Annotated in this window: 22 protein-coding genes, 2 tRNA genes and 1 pseudogene; 13 read left to right on the top strand and 12 right to left on the bottom strand. The window is 65.5% G+C overall.

Annotated features, from left to right (window positions below; translation table 11 throughout):
* Position 1: 1 nt before the first annotated feature.
* Positions 2 to 322 (bottom strand): cupin domain-containing protein, encoded by a 321-nt coding sequence (locus VJ162_RS02435; protein ID WP_324662151.1) that lies wholly within the window; start codon positions 320 to 322, stop codon positions 2 to 4.
* A gap of 135 nt (positions 323 to 457) precedes the next feature.
* Here VJ162_RS02435 and VJ162_RS02430 point away from each other — a divergent pair.
* Positions 458 to 560: transfer RNA gene (locus tag VJ162_RS02430), tRNA-OTHER, on the top strand.
* 657 nt (positions 561 to 1,217) lie between these two features.
* Here the strand turns inward: VJ162_RS02430 and VJ162_RS02425 are convergent.
* A tRNA-Leu gene (locus VJ162_RS02425) sits at positions 1,218 to 1,302 on the bottom strand.
* Between the two features lie 132 nt (positions 1,303 to 1,434).
* Between VJ162_RS02425 and VJ162_RS02420 the strand changes: the two genes are divergently transcribed.
* Both VJ162_RS02420 and VJ162_RS02415 read left to right on the top strand, forming a co-directional pair.
* Complete coding sequence (locus VJ162_RS02420; protein ID WP_324662150.1) at positions 1,435 to 1,935, top strand: helix-turn-helix domain-containing protein; 501 nt, start codon at positions 1,435 to 1,437, stop codon at positions 1,933 to 1,935.
* A gap of 65 nt (positions 1,936 to 2,000) precedes the next feature.
* Positions 2,001 to 2,543 (top strand): HAD family hydrolase, encoded by a 543-nt coding sequence (locus VJ162_RS02415; RefSeq protein WP_324662149.1) that lies wholly within the window; start codon positions 2,001 to 2,003, stop codon positions 2,541 to 2,543.
* Here VJ162_RS02415 and VJ162_RS02410 read toward each other — a convergent pair.
* Entirely contained in the window at positions 2,522 to 2,749 is a 228-nt protein-coding gene (locus VJ162_RS02410) for a DUF5822 domain-containing protein (protein ID WP_324662148.1), read from the bottom strand. The two genes, VJ162_RS02415 and VJ162_RS02410, sit on opposite strands and share 22 nt — an antisense overlap.
* 89 nt (positions 2,750 to 2,838) lie before the next feature.
* Between VJ162_RS02410 and VJ162_RS02405 the strand changes: the two genes are divergently transcribed.
* The 3 genes from VJ162_RS02405 (at position 2,839) to bioB (ending at position 5,126) form a co-directional block, all read left to right on the top strand.
* On the top strand, positions 2,839 to 3,060 hold the full coding sequence (locus tag VJ162_RS02405) for a hypothetical protein (protein ID WP_324662147.1): 222 nt from the start codon (positions 2,839 to 2,841) through the stop codon (positions 3,058 to 3,060).
* A 25-nt stretch (positions 3,061 to 3,085) separates the two neighbouring features.
* A complete protein-coding gene (panB, locus tag VJ162_RS02400; RefSeq protein WP_324662146.1) occupies positions 3,086 to 3,895 on the top strand; it encodes a 3-methyl-2-oxobutanoate hydroxymethyltransferase in 810 nt (269 codons plus the stop codon).
* Between the two features lie 127 nt (positions 3,896 to 4,022).
* Positions 4,023 to 5,126: a biotin synthase BioB gene (gene bioB / locus VJ162_RS02395; protein WP_324662145.1), complete on the top strand. Its 1,104-nt coding sequence runs from the start codon at positions 4,023 to 4,025 to the stop codon at positions 5,124 to 5,126.
* Positions 5,127 to 5,362: 236 nt separating this feature from the next.
* Here bioB and VJ162_RS02390 read toward each other — a convergent pair whose 3' ends face one another.
* On the bottom strand, positions 5,363 to 6,433 hold the full coding sequence (locus tag VJ162_RS02390) for a phosphotransacetylase family protein (protein WP_324662144.1): 1,071 nt from the start codon (positions 6,431 to 6,433) through the stop codon (positions 5,363 to 5,365).
* Positions 6,430 to 8,535, bottom strand: coding sequence for an acetate--CoA ligase alpha subunit (acs, locus tag VJ162_RS02385; RefSeq protein WP_324662143.1), 2,106 nt, complete (start codon positions 8,533 to 8,535; stop codon positions 6,430 to 6,432). Before acs ends, VJ162_RS02390 begins: the two co-directional genes overlap by 4 nt.
* 129 nt (positions 8,536 to 8,664) lie before the next feature.
* Here acs and VJ162_RS02380 point away from each other — a divergent pair, with 129 nt between their 5' ends.
* A complete protein-coding gene (locus tag VJ162_RS02380; RefSeq protein ID WP_324662142.1) occupies positions 8,665 to 9,045 on the top strand; it encodes a hypothetical protein in 381 nt (126 codons plus the stop codon).
* A gap of 124 nt (positions 9,046 to 9,169) precedes the next feature.
* Positions 9,170 to 9,703 (top strand): DNA starvation/stationary phase protection protein DpsA, encoded by a 534-nt coding sequence (dpsA, locus tag VJ162_RS02375; protein ID WP_324662141.1) that lies wholly within the window; start codon positions 9,170 to 9,172, stop codon positions 9,701 to 9,703.
* 63 nt (positions 9,704 to 9,766) lie between these two features.
* On the opposite strand, the gene VJ162_RS02370 is transcribed toward dpsA, so the two are convergent.
* The gene (locus tag VJ162_RS02370; RefSeq protein ID WP_324662140.1) at positions 9,767 to 9,928 is read right to left on the bottom strand and encodes a hypothetical protein; all 162 of its coding nucleotides are present in this window, start codon (positions 9,926 to 9,928) and stop codon (positions 9,767 to 9,769) included.
* A 91-nt stretch (positions 9,929 to 10,019) separates the two neighbouring features.
* Between VJ162_RS02370 and VJ162_RS02365 the strand changes: the two genes are divergently transcribed.
* From VJ162_RS02365 to VJ162_RS02355, 3 genes are all read left to right on the top strand, one after another.
* The gene (locus tag VJ162_RS02365; RefSeq protein ID WP_324662139.1) at positions 10,020 to 10,583 is read left to right on the top strand and encodes a DUF7547 family protein; all 564 of its coding nucleotides are present in this window, start codon (positions 10,020 to 10,022) and stop codon (positions 10,581 to 10,583) included.
* Between the two features lie 68 nt (positions 10,584 to 10,651).
* Positions 10,652 to 11,131: an HTH domain-containing protein gene (locus tag VJ162_RS02360; RefSeq protein ID WP_324662137.1), complete on the top strand. Its 480-nt coding sequence runs from the start codon at positions 10,652 to 10,654 to the stop codon at positions 11,129 to 11,131.
* A 72-nt stretch (positions 11,132 to 11,203) separates the two neighbouring features.
* Entirely contained in the window at positions 11,204 to 11,656 is a 453-nt protein-coding gene (locus VJ162_RS02355) for an HTH domain-containing protein (RefSeq protein ID WP_324662136.1), read from the top strand.
* Between the two features lie 16 nt (positions 11,657 to 11,672).
* Here VJ162_RS02355 and VJ162_RS02350 read toward each other — a convergent pair whose 3' ends face one another.
* From VJ162_RS02350 to VJ162_RS02340, 3 genes are all read right to left on the bottom strand, one after another.
* Positions 11,673 to 12,056 carry a Zn-ribbon domain-containing OB-fold protein gene (locus VJ162_RS02350; RefSeq protein WP_324662135.1) on the bottom strand — a complete coding sequence of 128 codons (384 nt, stop codon included), beginning with the start codon at positions 12,054 to 12,056 and terminating at the stop codon, positions 11,673 to 11,675.
* Positions 12,053 to 13,204 (bottom strand): thiolase family protein, encoded by a 1,152-nt coding sequence (locus VJ162_RS02345; RefSeq protein WP_324662133.1) that lies wholly within the window; start codon positions 13,202 to 13,204, stop codon positions 12,053 to 12,055. The genes VJ162_RS02350 and VJ162_RS02345 overlap by 4 nt, the downstream gene beginning before the upstream one ends.
* A gap of 61 nt (positions 13,205 to 13,265) precedes the next feature.
* Complete coding sequence (locus VJ162_RS02340) at positions 13,266 to 14,093, bottom strand: DUF7551 domain-containing protein (protein WP_324662131.1); 828 nt, start codon at positions 14,091 to 14,093, stop codon at positions 13,266 to 13,268.
* Positions 14,094 to 14,294: 201 nt separating this feature from the next.
* Between VJ162_RS02340 and VJ162_RS18580 the strand changes: the two are divergent.
* Positions 14,295 to 14,469, top strand: a pseudogene (locus VJ162_RS18580) (DUF7836 family putative zinc-binding protein).
* On the opposite strand, the gene VJ162_RS02335 reads toward VJ162_RS18580, so the two are convergent.
* Genes VJ162_RS02335 through fabG form a run of 3 tightly spaced genes read right to left on the bottom strand, consistent with a single transcriptional unit; the run spans position 14,463 to position 17,111 of the window.
* Positions 14,463 to 14,786: a hypothetical protein gene (locus tag VJ162_RS02335; RefSeq protein ID WP_324662130.1), complete on the bottom strand. Its 324-nt coding sequence runs from the start codon at positions 14,784 to 14,786 to the stop codon at positions 14,463 to 14,465. The pseudogene VJ162_RS18580 and the gene VJ162_RS02335 overlap by 7 nt on opposite strands.
* Positions 14,786 to 16,366, bottom strand: a complete 1,581-nt coding sequence (locus VJ162_RS02330; protein ID WP_324662129.1) for an acyl-CoA carboxylase subunit beta — start codon at positions 16,364 to 16,366, stop codon at positions 14,786 to 14,788. Before VJ162_RS02330 ends, VJ162_RS02335 begins: the two co-directional genes overlap by 1 nt.
* Before the next feature lies 1 nt (position 16,367).
* Entirely contained in the window at positions 16,368 to 17,111 is a 744-nt protein-coding gene (fabG, locus tag VJ162_RS02325) for a 3-oxoacyl-[acyl-carrier-protein] reductase (RefSeq protein WP_324662128.1), read from the bottom strand.
* A gap of 251 nt (positions 17,112 to 17,362) precedes the next feature.
* On the opposite strand from fabG, the gene VJ162_RS02320 reads away from it, so the two are divergent.
* Complete coding sequence (locus VJ162_RS02320) at positions 17,363 to 18,532, top strand: alpha-1 4-glucan-protein synthase (RefSeq protein WP_324662126.1); 1,170 nt, start codon at positions 17,363 to 17,365, stop codon at positions 18,530 to 18,532.
* Positions 18,533 to 18,544 lie beyond the last annotated feature (12 nt).

Below are 18,544 nucleotides of genomic sequence, written 5' to 3'. Positions count from 1 at the left end.
CTTACGGCGCTCCGACGAGAACGAACAGGCTCTCCCGGTCGCCGTTCCGAATCTGCCGTCGCGCGTCCGGGTCGATTCTGAGCGCGTCGCCCGCCTCTAGCTCGACTGCGTCACCGTCTACCTCGACTGTCGCTGCCCCCTCGACGAGTATGTACACCTCCTCGTGTCCTTTGCCGCCGTGGTTGTGCTCTTTCCCCGTCCACCCCGGCTCGCACTCGACGACGGTGACCCCGAGGTTCGAACATTCGAGCGGGTCCCGCATGAAGTGCATCGCGTCGCCGACCGGGTCGACGTCCTCGTAGTTGATCCGTGTGTAGCTCACGAAATGACAATCGAACGGAACCCACAAATATATACTGCCGAGCGCGCCGAACCGCCCCGGACAGGTGACCCGATGAGATCGCCCATTGGTGTCCCGTCACATATTTGTCCCCCACAGACCTACTGGGTACCGTTCGGAAGGGTGGCTCAGTGGTAGAGCGCTGCCGGCCAAAATGCCAGAAAACGGCCTGGTAGTTTCCCTCGCAGGGCTCCGCGTGGTTCGAATCCCGCCCCTTCCATTTTGTGAGAAGTTGATACGACGGGTAACAACAGGGGATTCGAGCCCTGGAAGACGAGCGTAGCGAGTCTTCCTCCGGTTCGAATCCCGCCCCTTCCATTTGCTCGGCGTCAGCCCCCCGAAAGTGGGAGCGGGCAGTGCCGCTGCTCGCGATGCACCGTGTGCTGTCGACTCGACTGGACCTCCCGGTCAAAAGTATGGAAAGTGGGGGTGGGGGTGGGGGGGTAGTGGCACCAAAACGGTGCCATGGTACAACATGGTGGCCGTGTATTCAAAAAGGTACTGGCCAAATTATCAGTCCTGATTTTCACGGGGTCGAATAGAGACTCACTGCGTCCGTCTTCTAGGGTTCGAGCCGCTATAACAGTCGCTCGCGAGTTTGCTCGCGACAGAATATGCGTGGGACCGGATTCGAACCGAATGGAGAAATGCTCGCTCACATTCGTTCGCTGCGCGTTCCTCCCGGGGTTCGAATCGCTCCGTTCGACGTACAGAGCGCTCACGTCCGTTCGCGCTCAGTAGAAATGCGTGGGACCGAATTCGAACCGTTAGAAGGCTCGCTCCGCTCGTCTTCTAGAATTCGAATTCGCTCGTCTTCTAGAATTCGAATCCGCTCGTCAGCAGAGCGACCGCTCGCGAGTTTGCTCGCGACAGAATATGCGTGGGACCGGATTCGAACCGGCGGACCCCTACGGGACAGCGCCCTCAACGCTGCGCCGTTGGCCTGGCTTGGCTACCCACGCTCGCTGCGTCTTGCTGCAATAAATCGTATCCCGCGGTCGGATAAAAGGGCTTTCGTTTGCGTCCCGCCCCGGGACGCACTCCCATCCCGTCGAACCGGATGTTTCAAATATGACGAAACCGCTACCGGGGGCATGGCCAAATACTCGACCGGCAGCGGGGGCGACAGCGCCGGCGGGAGCTGTGAACTCTGCGGAGCGGCGGGCGACACACAGACCGCCGATGTCGCTGGCGCGACGCTGGAACTCTGTGCTGACTGCGCACAGAACCACGGCGAGAGCGACCGGGGTCCGTCCGGCGGCGACACGCCGGACGACCGTGAGCGAAAGCGCCGCGCGGCACAGAACTCCGCGAAGATACAGGACGCCCAGTCCACCGACAGCTCTCACTGGGAAGACGGCGCCGACTACGATGCCGACCAACTCCCCTACCTGGTCAACGACTACGCGTCGCGTGTCGTTGATGCCCGCCAGGAAGCGGGCCTCAAAACCGACGAACTCGCCGAGGAGCTGGACCTCTCCGAGGACGCCGTCCTCGCCGTCGAGCAGGGCCGGGCGGTCCAGGCGAACGTCAAAGGCTCGACCATCTCCGAGATAGAGGCATTTCTGGACATCGAACTCGCGGATTCGCGGTAACTCCCTGTACGTAACGGGACAAGCGGCGCCGAAGCACATTTGCGAAGCGGCGCCGTACCACCGCTGTGACTCACGACGCTGTCGTCTACGACCTCGACGGGACGCTGGTCGATCTCGCCGTCGACTGGGCTGTAGTGACCGGTGACGTCGCGACCGTCCTCAGCGACCACGGAGTCGAGACGGACACTGCGAGCCTCTGGGAACTGCTGGAACTGTCCGACGAGACCGGCCACCGGGCGGTCGTCGAGGCGACGATTGCCGAGTACGAGCGCGCGGGGGCTCGCGAATCGACGAGGCTCTCGCTCGCAGACGGCCTCCCGCACGACGTCCCCGTGGGCGTCTGTTCGTTGAACGCGGAGTCGGCCTGCCGGCTGGCGCTTGAGGTCCACGGGATAGACGGCGCCGTCCGGTCAGTGGTCGGCCGCGACACGGTGGGGTCGGAGAAGCCGGACCCCGAAGGGCTGTTGTGGGTACTCGAGGAACTGGGGGCCGAGCCCGGCTCCGCGGTGTTCGTCGGCGACTCGGAGAGCGACGCCGAGGCGGCGCGGCGGGCCGGCGTCGAGTTCGCCTGGGCGAGCGAGTTCGATCAGCGGCGGTATCGGGCGTAGAGGTAGACCGAGACGGCGGTCAGTATCCAGATGACCGCGCCGACACGGACGGCAAACATCGCGCGGCTGGTCCACGTCGGGAGCCGCGCCCCGAGCGAGGCGGCGGCGACGACGGGCGACCCGAGGAGGATGGTCGTGACGAAGGTGACCTGCATCACCCAGCCGAAGTCGACGCCGTCGGGGTCCGTTTGCTCGACTGCTGGCACGGCTGTGGGTTCCCAGCGGGGTGGCAAGGCGGTTGCGGTTTCGGGAGCCGACCGACCCTTATTTTACGACCCGTCGCAAACCGGGCGCTATGACTGCTGAGAGAGATATGCCGGAGATTCCGGTCGTCTGTACGGCCTGTGGGACGCGCACGCAGGTCCCGTTCGAGGACGTCGAGGCGGCCGTACAGCGACACAACGAACAGCTCCACGACGGCGACGCCGTCGCCGAAGTCGACCCCGAAGTGCTGGACGCGTTGACGGACCAGCTCGGTCGGGAGATGGGGCTTTTCGGCGACGACCCGAACACGTAATACCCCGGAGCGCCCGGCCACGCACATGACTACCGTTCGGGACCTGCAGGCGATGGCCGGTGACGAACAGATCACGATGCTGACGGCCTACGACGCGGTGACGGCGGCGCTCGTCGAAGATGCCGGCGTAGACGTGGTCCTCGTCGGCGACAGCATGGGCAACGCCGTGCTGGGCCACGAGGACACCCTCCCTGTGACCGTCGACGAGATGGCTTCCCGTGTCGGCGCCGTGGCTCGGGGGACCGACGACGCGCTGGTCGTCGCCGATATGCCCTTCCTCTCGGTCGGTGCGGACGAGGCCGAGAGCGTCAAAAACTGCGGGCGGATGCTCAAGGAGGAAGGGGCAAACGCCGTCAAACTGGAGTCGGGACCACACACCGTCGAACTGACCGAGCGGCTGGCCGACCTCGGCATCCCGGTGATGGCACATCTCGGGCTCACGCCACAGAGCGTGAATCAGACGGGCTACACGCAGCAGGCTACTGGCCGCGAGGAAGCAAAAGAGATTCTCGACCTCGCACAGGCCCACGAGGACGCCGGCGCGTTCGCGCTCGTGCTCGAACACGTCCCCGCGAACCTCGCCGCCCAGGTGACCGAGGCCCTGGATATCCCGACTATCGGTATCGGCGCCGGCGGCGACTGCGACGGGCAGGTGCTCGTGTTCACCGACGTGGTGGGGCTGGCCGAGTCCTCGCCGCCGTTTGCCGAGCAGTTCGGCGACGTACGAAGCGAGGTCCAGTCGGCCGTCGGCGACTACGTCGAGGCCGTCGAGTCGGGCGAGTTCCCCGGTGACGACCACGCCGACTCGAACGCGGAGCTTGACGACCTCTACTGATACTGCCGGCTGTAACAACCTCACTGAATTTGCCACCGCGAATATCCGCACGAACGTACAGCCGGCAGTATGTGCGGCCCTGTCCGTCACCCGAATCTTTATCCTGCTGTCAACTGGAATCCGGAGTGTGGTTTACGAGACAGGTAACCGGACGGTAGACGACGCAGTGCGACGCGTACTGGACGGAGAGCAACTCGACCGGCGGGACGGTCTGGCGCTCATCGCTCAACCCGTCGATGCGCTGGCCGCGGGCGCGGACGCCGTCCGTGCTGCGCTGGGCGATGGCACCGTCGACGCCTGCTCCATCGTGAACGCGAAGGCGGGCAACTGCGCGGAGGACTGTGGGTTCTGTGCCCAGTCGGTCCACTTCGACACCGGCATCGACAACTACGGCTTTCTCGGCCCGGAGAAGATACTGGAAGCCGCAAAGCGGGCCGAGCGGGACGGGTCACAGCGGTTCGGTATCGTCCTCGCCGAGAAGGGCGTCTCGAAGGAACAGCGGCCCGGGGAGTGGGAAGAGGTCCTAGAGGCCATCCGGCTCGTCCGGGACGAGACGGACGTGGAGGTCGACGCCTCGCTGGGAATTCTCACCGAGGAGGAGGCCGCGATACTCGCCGAGGAGGGTCTCAACCACTACAATCACAACATCGAGACCTCCCCGAGATACTTCCCGGAAATCGTGCAGACCCACAGCTTCGAGGACCGCGTCGAGACGCTGGAGGTCGCCAAGGCGGCAGGGATGGACCTCTGTGCCGGCGTCATCCTGGGGATGGGTGAGAGCCCGGCCGACCGCGTGGACGCGGCGATGGCCCTCCAGGACATCGGCGTCTCCTCGCTGCCGGTGAACATCCTCAACCCCGTGGAGGGGACACCGATGGCCGAGCGGGGCCTCCCCGACATCACGACCGAAGAAGTCGTCAAGACCGTCGCCGTCTACCGACTGTTACATCCGGAGGCCCGCGTGCGCCTGACCGGCGGGCGCGAGGTCAACTTAGACACCGAGGGGCAGGTCGCCGCGCTGGAGGCTGGTGCGGACGGCATCCTCACCGGCGACTACCTGACGACCGAGGGCCAGTCCCCGGCCGACGACATCGAAATCGTCGAGCAGGCGGGCCTAGAGCCCAACACTGACAGCAACGATTTCGACCCCGAGCGGGTCAAAGCGCGAGGGGACGACGTCGACGCGCCCGAGACCGCCGCAGGCAGCGCACAGAGCAGGTCAGACCCGTAGGTGTCCCGTCTGTCCCGTACTGTCCCACTGGCAGAGAACGGAACCGACCGACGCACAAAGGGAACAAGCCGGGGACCGGAGTCCCCGGGCGTGTGACACTACGGAGCCGGAGAGGCTCCGTCCGGAGGTAGTGCGTCAGACAATAAAAAAGGTGAGGTGCATTTCGACTGGAGATATGGACGGATAGCTTCGCTGTGGGCCGTTATCAAAGCATAGAATCGCAGCGGAAACGGTGGCTACTCCGAGAGGCGGAGCAGTGAGTTGACGTCGACGCCGTCGCTCAGTAGCTCCTGCATCCGCGTGACGGTCTCCGCGTCGCGGGTGCGCCCCGAGTGAAGCACGTCTTCCACGCGGTCGATAGTGGTCCGGGTGTCGGACTGGACCAGCAGGATGGGGACGTTCTCCTTTTCGGCCCGGCCGAGTACGGCACTGGCCGGCCGGAACCCGCCGGTAAGCAAGAGCGCCTTGATACCCGACGCTTCCAGCGCGGCCGTCTGGACTTCCGAGCGGTCGCCGCCGCTGACCATAACGGCGTCGCGGGTCCGCCGGAACTGGTCGAGAGCCTTGCTACCGCCCATCGCGCCGACGGTGAACCGCTCGACGTGGACGTCTGTCGAGGCCTCGCTGGTGAGCACGTCCGCGCCCAGGCTGTGAGCGAGGTCGCCGACGGTGATACCGGAGAGGTCCTGCACGCGCGGCAGCGCACCGAAGACCGGCACGTCGCGCCCTTCGAGGAACGGGATGACGTCGTCGACCAGTTCGTCCATGGCCGACTCCGTGACGCCGTTGAACACCACGCCGGCGAGTCGGTCGCCCAGCTGGTCGGCCGCGGCGAGCACTTCGTCGGCGTCGCCCGGCGTTTTGTAGCCACAGACGAGCAACACGCGTGCGTCTATGGCCTCGGCGATGTCAGCGTCGGTGAGGTCGACGATACCGCCCGTCTCCAGCCGGTCGCTCCCCTCGACGAGCATCGTATCGCGGTCCGCCGAAAGCGCCTCGAAGTTCTCGACGACGCGCTCGCGGAGTTCGCCGGAGTCCTCCCGGCCGCGGACGGCCTCCTTGATGAAGGTCGGCGAGTAGACGATCGGCTCCATCTCGTGCATTTCGGCGTCGAAATCGAGCAGCTCGCGCGCGAGCATCGGGTCCTCGTCGCGGGTCTTGCCGACGGCGCTCTGGAGCCGTGTCCCCTTTGGCTTCATGTAGCCCACGTCATTGCCGGCCGCCTGTGCGGCCTTCGCGAGCGCGATGGTGATTGCTGTCTTGCCGATTCCTTCTTCGGTTGATGTGACGAGTAGCGTGTCGGTCATAGTTCCTCCTGGTCGAGGGTGAGTCGCAGGTCGACCGCCTTGACGCCGTCGGGCGTCGCGACGAGCGGGTTGATGTCCAGTTCGACGATGGCCGGGAAGTCCGTGACGAGCTGTGAGAGCCGCTGGACCGTCTCGACGAGGGCGTCCCTGTCAACCGGGTCTCGGCCGCGGGCCCCTTGCAACAGCGGGGCGGATTCGATGTCGTCGAGCATGGCACTGGCCTCGGGTTCGCTGACTGGCGCGACCCTGACGGTTGTATCTTCGAGGACCTCCACGAAAATACCACCGAGGCCAAAGAGCAAGAGTGGGCCAAACTGTGGGTCCCGGTTCATCCCGAGGATGGTCTCGGTGCCCGCATCGAGGTCGACCATCTCCTGGACCTGCACGCCCAGGATGGTGGCGTCGGACTGGTAGTTCCGGGCCCGGACGACAAGGTCCTCGTAGGTGTCCCGAACCTCCTCGGGCGAGACGCCGACCTCCACGCCGCCGATGTCGGACTTGTGGAGGATGTCGGGGCTGACGATTTTCATCACCACGTCCTCGCCGATTTCTTCGGCGATGGCCTCGGCGTCGCCGGGCGAGTCAACGACACCGCCCTGCGGTGTCGGGATGCCGTAGGCGTCCAGTAGCTCCATCGCCTCGACGCCCAAGCGGTTCGTGTCCCGACGGGTCGCACTCTGAAGAATCTCGCGGGCGCGCTCGCGGTCCACGTCGAAGGTGTCCGGTTCCTGGAACTCCCGTTGGGAGATGTTCCGGTACTCGGTCAGGGCGTCCAGGCTGCCGACGGCGCGAGCGGGGTCGAAGTACTGGGGGATGCCCGCCTCTGCGAGAATCTCCTGGCCGGCGCCGACGGACTTGCCGCCCATCAGCGTCGTCGCGACGGGGAGCCCGCTTTCCTGTTGTTGCTCGACGACGACTTCGGCCAGTTCCTCGAAGGAGAGTACGGCGGTCGGGCAGGCGACGACGACGGCCATCGAGACGTTCTCGTCCGCGAGGACCGTCTCCATGGCCGACTCGAACCGTTCGGCGGGCGCGTCCCCGATGATGTCGACCGGGTTGTAGATGTTGGCCGCCTCGGGCATCGTCTCGCGCAGTTCCGCCAGGGTGTCGTCGGTGAACTCGGCCAGCGAGAGGTCCGAGTCGCCGACGGCGTCGGTCGTCATGACGCCGGGGCCGCCGGCGTTCGTGACGATAGCTATCTCCTCGCCGTCGGGCAGGGGCTGGCCCGAGAGAATCTGTGCGTAGTCGAAAAGCTCCTGGACGGACTCGACACGCAACGTGCCGGCCTGTTCGAGGCCGGCCTCGTAGGCCCGCTCGGAGCCGGCCATCGCGCCCGTGTGTGAGGCGGCGGCCGAGGCCCCGGCGTCGGTCCGACCGGATTTCACGACGACGATGGGCGTGTCCTGTGTCACCTCACGGGAGGTCCGGATGAACTCCCCGCCGTCGTCGATGTCCTCCAGATACCCCAGGATAACGTCCGTCTCGGGGTCCTCGCCCCACTCCTCGACGAAGTCGCCTTCGTCCAGTATCGCCTTGTTTCCAAGCGAGACGATATCCTTGAAACCGACGTCGCGCTCGGCGGCCCAGTCCAGGACGGCCGTCACGAACGCCCCGGACTGGCTCATGAAGGAGATATCGCCCTCGTTGGCCATCTCGTTGCCGAAGGTCGCGTTGAGTCCCTTCGGCGTGGACATCACGCCGAGGCTGTTGGGGCCCACCAGGTTGAGGTCGTACTCCTCGGCTACCTCGCGCAGTTCGCGCTCGCGGGCGGCCCCGTCGCTGCCGGTCTCGCCGAAGCCGGCGGTGATGACGACGACGTTCTCGATACCGACCTTGCCGGCCTGGCGGATAGCGTCGACGGCGATGTGTGGTGGTACGACGACGACGGCTACGTCGACGGTCCCGGGGGACTCGACGTCGGCGATGCCGTCGTGACACGGGAGGTCGAGGACCTGGTCGGCGTTCGGATTGACCGCCAGAACCTCGCCGTCGAACGATGCAAGCAGGTTCTCCGTGATGGCGCGACCGACAGACCCCTCCGATTCTGAAGCCCCGATCACGGCGACCCGTTCCGGCCCAAAGAGTGTTGATAATCGTCCCATTCCTCTCTCTTGAAGTAGCGCATCAGCGTGGAAATAGCTGCCGAACCGCGGGTTTTGACAGAGATAATCCGGTATGATATGCGGCTCACAGAAGCAGGTGCTATGTGTCTGGCCGGCCAAGCGGACCCGATGACAGACGAGACGCTACTGGCCCCGTTCGACCTGGCAGTGATACGCACGACCGCACAGCGCAACGACGTCGAAGAGGGCGTCTTGCGGGACGCACTCGCCACCCATCAGCGGACGATGCGGGAAAACCCCGGCGTCGAGGACCTGGTCTACGAGTGGCGCAAGCAGTACGACGACCCGGTGCTCCTCCGCACGCCGGACCTGTTCATCGTCGCCGTTCCCCCGACCGTCTGGGAGGAGTACGGGACACACCTGGAACTCGATGACGGCGTGTTGCCCGCCGTCGTCGCCGTCCACCAGGAGCAGACGATTAGGACCGACGCCGTCGAGAGCACCGCGCTCCCACAGGACCACACCGCGCTGGTCGTCGCTCGGGAGTGATCCCAGCGGTCTCGCAATCACCGTGGGAAAAGTAACCATATCGGAAAGTGAATTTCGTATATCCGAAAAACGTTTTTTCTGAAGCGAAGTTTTAAGTGCTATCCGCGAGTATGTACGAGTGACAATGGCGACACAAGAGCACGTCGACCGCGAGTTCGGCAGCGTAGAGGAAAACGACCTTCGGCTCGACGTAGAGAAGTCCGAGCAGATAATCGACGCCCTGAACCAGGACCTCGCTAATACGTACGTCCTCTACCATCAGGTCAAGAAACACCACTGGAACGTCGAGGGGGCGGAGTTTCGCGACCTCCACCTGTTCCTCGGTGACGCCGCCGCGAACCTCGAAGACGGGGCCGACGAACTGGCAGAGCGCGCACAGGCCCTGGGCGGAACGCCGATCTCCGGCCCGGCCGCACAGGAGGAACATGCGTCTGTCGAGTACGAGGGCCAGGACATCTACGACATCCGCACGTCGCTCGAACACGACCTCGAAGTGTACGGCGACATCATCGAGGCGACCCGGGACCACATCGAACTGGCGGAGAACCTCGGCGACCACGCGACGGCCCAGATTCTCCGGGAGAACCTGGTGCAGATCGAAGAGGACGCCCACCACATCGAGCACTACCTCGCGGACGATACGCTCGTGATGGACTGACGGGGCAACACCCCCCAAACGAGTAGCGTTTTTATATAGCGAGACGGCAGAACTCCGACAGCGTCAGCGCCAGAGGTCGACGGTGAGGTCGGTGGCGATCCACCCTTCTTTGTTGTCGCTCTCGGTGAACACTGTCCGTTCCGTGTGGCTCTTGTGGGCAGTCACTGTCGGACAGTCGTCGGTCTCCGCCTCGGGGGCCCGTAGTTCCTCGGCCTTCGTTGCCATTAGCGGTGATTAGGTATGCCTAAAGTAAAAAGGGTTTTGGTCTGCCTAATCCCCGCGGCGGGCTTTTGTGTGGGACAGTCCAAGAGGACGTATGACCGACTCCAACGACGACATCTCCGCGCTGTTGGCGGACCTCGTCAGGACGCTACAGGACCTACAGAGAGAGGTCGAGCCCCGTACTGCAGGCGGTCGCCCACGTCCGCCGACGCCGACCGAACTCGTCCGGTTCACCAGCGACGTGACGATTCCGGCGGCGATTCTCGTCCTGAAGACGAACATCGAGGCGCTGAAGCTGCTCCGTCGGGCCCTGCGGCTCGCCGAGGGGCGACCGTCGACAGCGTCGAGTGGCGGCGACGTCCAAGAGCGGGCGACCCAGCTGAGCCGCGCGACGCTGGCACGGCTCGACGACGCGCTCTCGGACCTTCAGGGGGCCGTGGAGGGACGGCCACCGGACGCGGAGGCGAGGGAACTACTGACCGAGGCCAGACAGCTCCGGGAGTCACTGGCCGACCAGCTGGCCCGGAGCGAGGTAGACGGCGAGGCGTTCGACGCCGCCGAGAGCACGGAGGTCCCGGTTGATGTCGACGCCGAGCTCCAGTCTATCAAAGACGATATCGGCGACGTGAGCGACGGCGGCGGCGAAGACGACGGCTGACGAGTCGAATAAACATACCTAAATAAACATAATGATTTATTATGTTGTGGGCGTATCATCAGATACCGATGTCGAACCCAGAGTGTCCACGGACCCGGCGTGTGGAGCTGTTCGTCAGAGCGGAGCTGCCGCGGATGTCGGAGTACCGACGAACGGCCGTCGAGCGCCGACTGCACCGCCTAGAGTGTGCGGGGGTCCTCGACCAGTACGGGACGACGACGTGGGAAAAGCGCGTCCCGGTCGCCGACGAGGACTGCCCCGAACGCGGCCGCTACGAGGTGTTTCGCGACTGGGCGGCCAGAGCGGACGCGACGCTTTCGCCCTTCTTTGACACCCGGTGCTGTTACAGCTGGGAGACCGGCGAGAGGCGGACGGAGCTGGTCATGCCGGCGCTGTGTCTGGCCGTCTACGAGGACGAGAAGCTGGTCCAGGTCGCCCCCTGTGCTCGCGGGGGGACGACACACTCCATCGAGGACTGCCTCGATGACCTGGAGGCGGGCCGGGTACCGAGGCCGACGGGTGCCGTGACCGCCTCCACCGCAAAGTAGCGGCGCCGGATACGGGCACCGACACGGCTATGCTGGGAGCCGGCGTAGAGTACTCAACAGGAGTACAGTACAATGAGTCACAACAGACGGTTAGCGGTGTATCTACGCAGGCCGGTCGCTGACGGGACCGAAGGGCGCCAGAACAGTGTTCTCGGCCGGGCTGACGCCCTCCGCCAGCAGTCTCTCGTCGACGAGGTCACGGTCACCTACTGGAATCGGCTCTCGACCGGCGTCGATCCCGAGGAGAACGCGGATATCGAGGCCCTAGAGCGGTGGGCAATCGACAACGGCTGTTCGCTCGCGCCGGCGTTTGACCGCCGGGAACGACACAGCGCCTTCATCGGGGACGACGCCGTCGTCACGCTGCCGGTCGTCTGTGTGGCCTACTGGGAGGACGGCCGACTCGTCGGTGTCTACCCCCACGCGGGACCGTGTGGTCACTGCACGGTCGCGGACGGACTGGACAGAATCGAAGCCGCCCTTCAGAGTGGCGAGCCCCTGAACCTCGCGGTCGACAGGCGGTAATGGCCCGAGCGCTGTCTCAGACCGGGTCCCAGCGGTAGCCGCCCCAGTCCGTGCTCTCGGGGTTTGCGCTCTTGATTCCCACGTCGGGGTCCCGGAGTTCCTCGACGTACACCGGCTCGACCACGTCGCCGGTCTCGACATCGTCGCTCGTCACCTGGCCCAGCGCGCGGACGAACGTATCATCGTGCTCCAGATGGGAGATGTCGAACTCGACGATGGCCATCGTGTTTGGCTCTCGCACTCCGGGCGGCGTCGCCGTGGAGGTGGTCCACGTGACGACCTCGGCGCGCTCCTCGGAGAGGTCGACGGTCTCGTCCTGGGGTTCGCCACAGTCCGGACAGCGCGGATGCGTGGGGTACGATACGTGGCCGTTCGGACAGATACCGGCGTCCAGGCTCATTTGCCTGCCTCCATGATGGTGGTGATGACACAGTTGCCAAAGCCGCCGACGTTACACGCCAGGGCGGTGTCGGCCTCGACCTGTCGCGGGCCGGCCTCGCCGACGAGCTGTTCGTATATCTCGACGCCCTGGGCGACGCCGCTGGCCCCGAGCGGGTGGCCCTTCGATTTCAGCCCGCCCGACGTGTTGATGGGCAGGTCGCCGTCTTTCGCCGTGGTGCCGTCCATCGCCAGCTCCCAGGCGGTGCCCTGGTCGGCGACGCCGATGCCCTCAAGCTGGAGGAACTCGAGGATGGTGAACATGTCGTGCAGCTCCGCGGCGTCCAGGTCGTCGGGCCCGAGGCCGGCCATCTCGTAGGCTTCCTCGCTGGACTCGACGACGCCGCCCATGACGGTGGGGTCGTCGCGCTCGTGGACGACGTGGGTGTCGGTCGCCCCGCCGATACCGGAGACGACGGCGTAGTCGTCGGTAATCTCTTTTGCGCGTTCCTCGGTCGTAAACAGCATGGCCGCGCTCCCGTCCGTGATGGGACAGAAGTCGTACAGCCGGAGCGGGTCCGCGATGATGGGCGACTCCAGGGCTTTCTCGACCGTTATCTCCTTCTGGAACTGGGCGTTGGGGTTGTCGACGCCGTTCCGGTGGTTCTTCACGGCGACGCGAGCCAGCGACTCGCGGGGGGCGTCGAACCGCTCCAGGTAGTGCCGGGCGGTCATCCCGGCAAAGGAGGGGAGCGTGACGCCGTGTTTGTACTCCGCAGGGTGGGTGATGGAGGCGATGATATCCGTCGCCTGCCCGGTCGTCTTGTGGGTCATCTTCTCCCCGCCGACCAGCAGCGTCATCTCGCTTGCGCCCGACGCGATAGACTGCCAGGCCTCGTAGATGCCCGCACCGCCCGACGAGGAGGTCTGGTCGACCCGTTCGCTGTACGCCGGCAACACGCCAAGGTCGTGGGCCAGCGCGTTCATCACGCCCCCCTGGCCCTCGAACTCGCCGCTCGCCATGTTCGAGACGTACAGGTGCTCTACTTGCTTCGGTGTGACGCCGGCGTCGTCCAGACACGCCTCGCCCGCCTGCGAGAGCAGCTCCTGGAGCCAGGCGTCGCGTTGCCCGAATTTCGTCATCGACGCGCCGATTACTGCGACTCCCATGTGTCGCTCCTCTCAGGGGGAGCGTGTATTCGTTACGGTCCGACAGCTCTCGCGGTGAATCTTACCCCTGCGTCGCCGCGACCGAAAGCCCGGCGGCCGGCGCGTCGCCCGCCGTGGCGACGACGAACGTCCACCCGTCCGCCGTCCGCGTCAGGTCCGTGATACGGGGGGCCACGGCTGTCCGGCGGAGCAACTCGACGACGACCGGCAGGACGGGACAGCGCTCGGCCGAGAGCGACGGCCGATACCCCTCGACCGTGACCCGCTGTGTGCGACGGCCCGGACCGGCCGGCGTCGGCTCGATGGTGTACGCCGACAGGAGCCCGGTGGCCCGGAGCGACCGGAGCGCGTCGGCGAGTGGCTCCGCGTCGGCGTCGGGTGACGGGAGCCGGCCGGCCGTGGTCGCAAGCACCGTGGCCTGCTCACTGGTGGTGAGTCGGGCGTCGAGGGCGTCAGCCGAGCGTTCGAGCATCGTGAGACAGAGCCGCTCGCGGTCCGTCGTCTCCTCGGCGGCCGCGAGATACGCGTCCATGACCGTCCGCTCGACCGGCCCGTGGCGGTCCGAGAGTGTCTCGAACAGGGCGCCCGCGACGGTGTGACAGTACTCCGGGAGCGTCTCCGGCGGCCCGGGACTGGTGCCGGAACCGACTCCCGCCTCGGTGACAACGAGCCCGTGTACCGCCACGCGCGGGTCGTACCGACGGAGCGCGCGCCGGTAGGCCGACACGACGGTGGCGGCCTCGGCCGCGGTCCCCCGGTCGGGGAACTGCAGGCCGGTCACCGGGAAGGGGCCGTCGCCGGTCTTGGCGCTGACGACTCTGTAGGGGCCGACGGCGACCGACAGCTCCTCTAAGCGCGCTCTGATGTCCGAGAGCGTCCGGCCCACCATCGGTCACCGGGCGGAGTGGCGTGCAGTCGGTCGGCCGCGTGCGATACCGTCGGTTCCGCTGACCCGTCGTTCCATACTCAACTGTGGCAGGCGTCTCGGGGAAATATCTTCCTATTTTTAGGCCACCCTAAATCGCGGCTCTGCCCGGACGCGTCGAGCATCGGCACAAGACATATACACGCGTCATTGCCACACTCACACATGCAGGAGGCCTGGCTCCAGTTGCGCTGTCCGGTCTGTGACAAACACTGGGAAGCGACGCCGACGGACCTCCCCAGCCCCGACACGGTGTGACGACTGCGACGCCGAGCGGCCGCTCTCGGAGTTCACGAAGACGAAACGCGGTCTCGAACTACTGCGGGAGTTCCATCAGTAACGCGCCCGGGCCGCCGCCTTCCACTCCTCGCCCCGCTTTACCTTCCGCGGGCGGCGGCGCTTGCCAAACCGCGCCAGTCGACCCTCCAGGGTCCACTCGTCGACGTAGTCGGGCGAGTCACTCGCCGCGGCCGCTGCGGCGGCGGCCCGCTGGCGGTCGGTGATGTGTGCGCTGACCGCCGCCGAGATAGCCGCCGCCTCGGCCTCGGACGCGTCGTCCGGAATTGAGACGGTAACGGTCGCCTCGGACGCGTCGTCCGCGGGTGTCTCCGTCGCCTCTGTGCCGTCGTCCTCGTCCTGTTGGTCCAGCGATGACATTACAGTGGGATGTTGCCGTGGTCTTTGGGCGGGCTGTCCTCGCGCTTGCGCTGGAGCATATCGAGGTCGTCGATGAGGCGCTTGCGCGTGTCCTTCGGTTCGATGACGTCGTCGAGATACCCCCGCTTGGCCGGGCCATACGGGTGAGCGAACTCCTCGCGGAAGTCGTCCATCAGCTCCTGGCGCCTGGCGTCGGGGTCGTCAGCCTCGGCGATTTCGTTGCGGTAGAGGATGTTGACCGCGCCCCGGGGTCCAAGCACCGCCATCTCGGAACCGGGCCAGGCGTAGTTCACGTCGCTGCCCAGGAACTTCGAGGACATGACGATGTAGGCGCCCCCGTAGGCCTTCCGGACGACGACGGACAGCAGGGGGACCGTCGCCTCGGCGTAGGCGTAGATGAGTTTCGCGCCACGGCGGATGATGCCGTTGTGTTCCTGGTCGGTGCCGGGCATGAAGCCGGGCACGTCGACGAACGTGAGGATGGGGATGTTAAACGAGTCACAGAACCGGACAAAGCGGGCAGCCTTCTCCGCGGCGTCGATGTCGAGTGTCCCCGCGCTCACGCGGGGCTGGTTGGCGACCACGCCGACGCTTTGCCCGTCCATCCGGGCGAAGCCGGTGATGACGTTTCTGGCCCAGTTGGTGTGGACCTCGAACAGCGACTCCTCGTCGACGATGCGGCCGACGACCTCGGACATGTCGTAGGGCTTGCGCGGGGCCGAGGGAACGATATCCGTGAGTTCGGGCACCTCCCGGTCCGGCTCGTCCCACGGCTGGACCCGCGGCGGGTCCTCCATGTTGTTCTGGGGCAGATAGGAGAGCAGCCGGCGGATGTTCTCCAGGGCCTCCTCCTCGGAGGGACAGGAGAAGTGGGCGACGCCGGACTTCGTGGAGTGGGAGCTTGCACCACCCAGTTCCTCTTTCGAGACCTGCTCGCCGGTGACGGTCTCGATGACGTTCGGTCCGGTGATGAACATGTGGCTGGTGTCCTGGACCATGAACGTAAAGTCCGTCAGCGCGGGCGAGTAGGTGGCGCCGCCGGCACACGGCCCCATGATGGCCGAAATCTGTGGGATGAGGCCACTCGCCTTCGTGTTCCGCTCGAAGATCTTCGCAAAGCCGACCAGCGAGTCGACGCCCTCCTGGATGCGTGCGCCCCCGGAGTCGTTCAGCCCGATGACGGGGACGCCGTTCTCGATGGCCTTGTCCATGACCTTGCATATCTTCTCCGCGACGACCTCGCCCACTGAGCCGCCCAGCACGGTGAAGTCGTGGGCGAAGAGGAACACCTTCCGACCGTCGACGTCGCCGTAGCCCGTCACCACGGCGTCGCCGGGGAACTTCTTGTCCTCCATGCCGAAGTTCGTCGAACGGTGTTCGACGAAGGGGTCGACCTCCTTGAACGAGCCGTCATCGACAAGGAAGTCGATGCGCTCGCGTGCGGTCATCTTGCCCTTCTCGTGCTGTGATTCGATGCGTGCCTCGCCCCCGCCGAGTTCGGCCTCGCGGCGCTTCTCTCTGAGCTCCTCGATGGGGTCGTCGGTCGTGTCGGATGTCTCGTCTTTCTCTTGTTTGCTCATGTTACCACTCCATGCCGCCGTTGACGCCAAGCACCTGTCCGGTCATGTAGCTCGACTCCTCGCTGGCGACAAAGCGGACGATACCGGCGATGTCCTCGACGGTGGCAAAGCGGTCCAGCGGTATCTCGCGGAGAATCTTCTCCTGGACGCGCTCGGGCACCTCCTCTAGCATGTCCGTCTCGACGAACCCGGGCGCGACGCAGTTTGCGGTCGCGCCCGTGTGTGCAAGTTCAAGTGCGAGTGTCCGTGTGAAGCCAAACAGTCCGGATTTGGTCGTCGCGTAGTTTGCCTGTCCGATGTTGCCCTGCTGGCCCACGACGCTGGAGATGTTGATGAGCCGGCCGTGATCGGCGCGCTTGAGGTCGTCATAGAAGGCGTCAGTGCAGTTGAACACGCCACCGAGATTGACGTTTATCACCGCGTCCCAGTCCTCGCGGGTCATGTTCTCGAACTTCTTGTCGATGGTGATACCGGCGTTGTTGACGAGGACGTCGACGTTCCCGAACTCGTCGTTGACCGCCTCCCGCATCGACTCGACGTCGTCGGCGTCGGCCACGTCGGCCTGTGCGGCGATAGCGTCGCCGCCGCTCTCGCGTATCTCCTCGACGACTGCACGGGCCTCTGCCTCCGAGGACCGGTAGTTGACCACGACGTTGGCCCCGTGGTCGCCGAGGTCGGTCGCGATACCGCGACCGATACCCCGCGAGGAGCCGGTAACGACGCAGGTCTGATCTTCGAGGTTCATCCCGTAGGACGACCCCCGTCTGTTCGTGCACTCATTGCTCGACTAGTGAGCCAAAGCACAGCCAGATAATAGTTCGCCTTAAACGAGGGTGTCACCCCCCGGTCAGCAGCGGTGTCGCTGCCGTCGGTGTCCAGTCACAGCCGGAAAAAGTACCCACGAAGGAAGTATTCCGGGACGTGTGGCGGCGGCCGAGAATTGTTTGGCCAGCCTAAAACGGAACGTTCTTTAGGGTTGCCTAAAGATTCGGCACCATGACGGAGCAGGACATCTGCGTGATGGTTCCGACGATACGGAACCCCGAGTGCATGCGCGAATACTTCGAGAACGCCCGGGAGCACGGGTTCGACTTAGACCGGCTGTTCGTGGTCCTCATCACCGAGGACTTCTGTGACAGCGAGTCGATGCAGGCGATGCTCGACGAGGAGGGCGTCGACGGGGCCGTCTTCGACGAGACGGCGCGGGGCGAGTGGTTCGAAGAGTACGGGATCGGCGAGTTCTCGCATCTGGTCCCCGCGGCCAGCCATGCCCAGACCTCCTTCGGGTTGCTGTACCTCTGGGCGTCCGACTACGACTACGGCGTCTTCATCGACGACGACACCGCCCCACACGACGACGTGGACTTCTTCGGGACCCACATGGAGAACCTCGCCTTCGAGGGCGACATCGAGCGGGTCCGGTCCGACGAGAACTGGGTGAACGTCCTCTACCAGAACGAAGACGAGCACGGTCTCTACCCGCGTGGGTACCCCTACGCGGCGATGGACGAGACTGTCGAGACCGACACGACCGAGGTCGAGCGCGTCGTCGCCTCCCAGGGGCTGTGGACGAACGTGCCGGACCTCGATGCGGTCCGTATCCTGATGGACGGCGACCTGCAGGGCCAGGCCCAGACCCACACCTCCGGGGCGGACTTCGACGGCGACTTCGTGGCCGCCGACGGGAACTACCTCACGGTCTGTTCGATGAACCTGGCCTTCCGCCGGGAGGTCGTCCCCGCCTTCTACCAGCTGCCGATGGACGACAACGCCTGGGACGTGGGCCGCTTCGACGACATCTGGTCCGGACTCTTCCTCAAGCGCGCCTGCGACGTGCTGGGCGGGAAGATATACAACGGCGACCCGCTGTGTGAACACAACAAGGCCCCCCGGTCGACGTTCTCGGACCTGACCAACGAGGTCCACGGCCTCGAACTCAACGAACACGTCTGGGAGGAGATCGACGCCGTCGGCGACGACGCCGACTCCTACCGCGAGGTGTTCGAAGCGATGGCCGACCGCCTCGCCGAGGGCGACTACGCCGAGTGGGAAAACGGCGCCTTCCTCAACCACTGCGGGGAGTACATGCGCGACTGGCTCGACTGCCTGGCCGCGCTGGACGCCCCCGACGCGACCACGCCGGCGCCGGCGGCGGCCGACGACTGAAAACGCAAACCA

This window comes from Haloarcula sediminis (assembly GCF_035656455.1).
Taxonomy (GTDB): domain Archaea; phylum Halobacteriota; class Halobacteria; order Halobacteriales; family Haloarculaceae; genus Haloarcula; species Haloarcula sediminis.
This window is presented reverse-complemented; position numbering and strand designations above follow the sequence as displayed.

Coding starts and splice junctions, on each gene's coding strand:
- VJ162_RS02350 (WP_324662135.1), bottom strand. CDS start 12,056: ATGAGCCTGGACGCCGGTATCTGTCCGAACGGCCACGTATCGTACCCC.
- VJ162_RS02355 (WP_324662136.1), top strand. CDS start 11,204: ATGAGTCACAACAGACGGTTAGCGGTGTATCTACGCAGGCCGGTCGCT.
- VJ162_RS02370 (WP_324662140.1), bottom strand. CDS start 9,928: ATGGCAACGAAGGCCGAGGAACTACGGGCCCCCGAGGCGGAGACCGAC.
- acs (WP_324662143.1), bottom strand. CDS start 8,535: ATGGGACGATTATCAACACTCTTTGGGCCGGAACGGGTCGCCGTGATC.
- VJ162_RS02380 (WP_324662142.1), top strand. CDS start 8,665: ATGACAGACGAGACGCTACTGGCCCCGTTCGACCTGGCAGTGATACGC.
- VJ162_RS02360 (WP_324662137.1), top strand. CDS start 10,652: ATGTCGAACCCAGAGTGTCCACGGACCCGGCGTGTGGAGCTGTTCGTC.
- VJ162_RS02320 (WP_324662126.1), top strand. CDS start 17,363: ATGACGGAGCAGGACATCTGCGTGATGGTTCCGACGATACGGAACCCC.
- fabG (WP_324662128.1), bottom strand. CDS start 17,111: ATGAACCTCGAAGATCAGACCTGCGTCGTTACCGGCTCCTCGCGGGGT.
- dpsA (WP_324662141.1), top strand. CDS start 9,170: ATGGCGACACAAGAGCACGTCGACCGCGAGTTCGGCAGCGTAGAGGAA.
- VJ162_RS02335 (WP_324662130.1), bottom strand. CDS start 14,786: ATGTCATCGCTGGACCAACAGGACGAGGACGACGGCACAGAGGCGACG.
- panB (WP_324662146.1), top strand. CDS start 3,086: ATGACTACCGTTCGGGACCTGCAGGCGATGGCCGGTGACGAACAGATC.
- VJ162_RS02365 (WP_324662139.1), top strand. CDS start 10,020: ATGACCGACTCCAACGACGACATCTCCGCGCTGTTGGCGGACCTCGTC.
- VJ162_RS02390 (WP_324662144.1), bottom strand. CDS start 6,433: ATGACCGACACGCTACTCGTCACATCAACCGAAGAAGGAATCGGCAAG.
- VJ162_RS02345 (WP_324662133.1), bottom strand. CDS start 13,204: ATGGGAGTCGCAGTAATCGGCGCGTCGATGACGAAATTCGGGCAACGC.
- VJ162_RS02340 (WP_324662131.1), bottom strand. CDS start 14,093: ATGGTGGGCCGGACGCTCTCGGACATCAGAGCGCGCTTAGAGGAGCTG.
- VJ162_RS02405 (WP_324662147.1), top strand. CDS start 2,839: ATGACTGCTGAGAGAGATATGCCGGAGATTCCGGTCGTCTGTACGGCC.
- VJ162_RS02330 (WP_324662129.1), bottom strand. CDS start 16,366: ATGAGCAAACAAGAGAAAGACGAGACATCCGACACGACCGACGACCCC.
- VJ162_RS02420 (WP_324662150.1), top strand. CDS start 1,435: ATGGCCAAATACTCGACCGGCAGCGGGGGCGACAGCGCCGGCGGGAGC.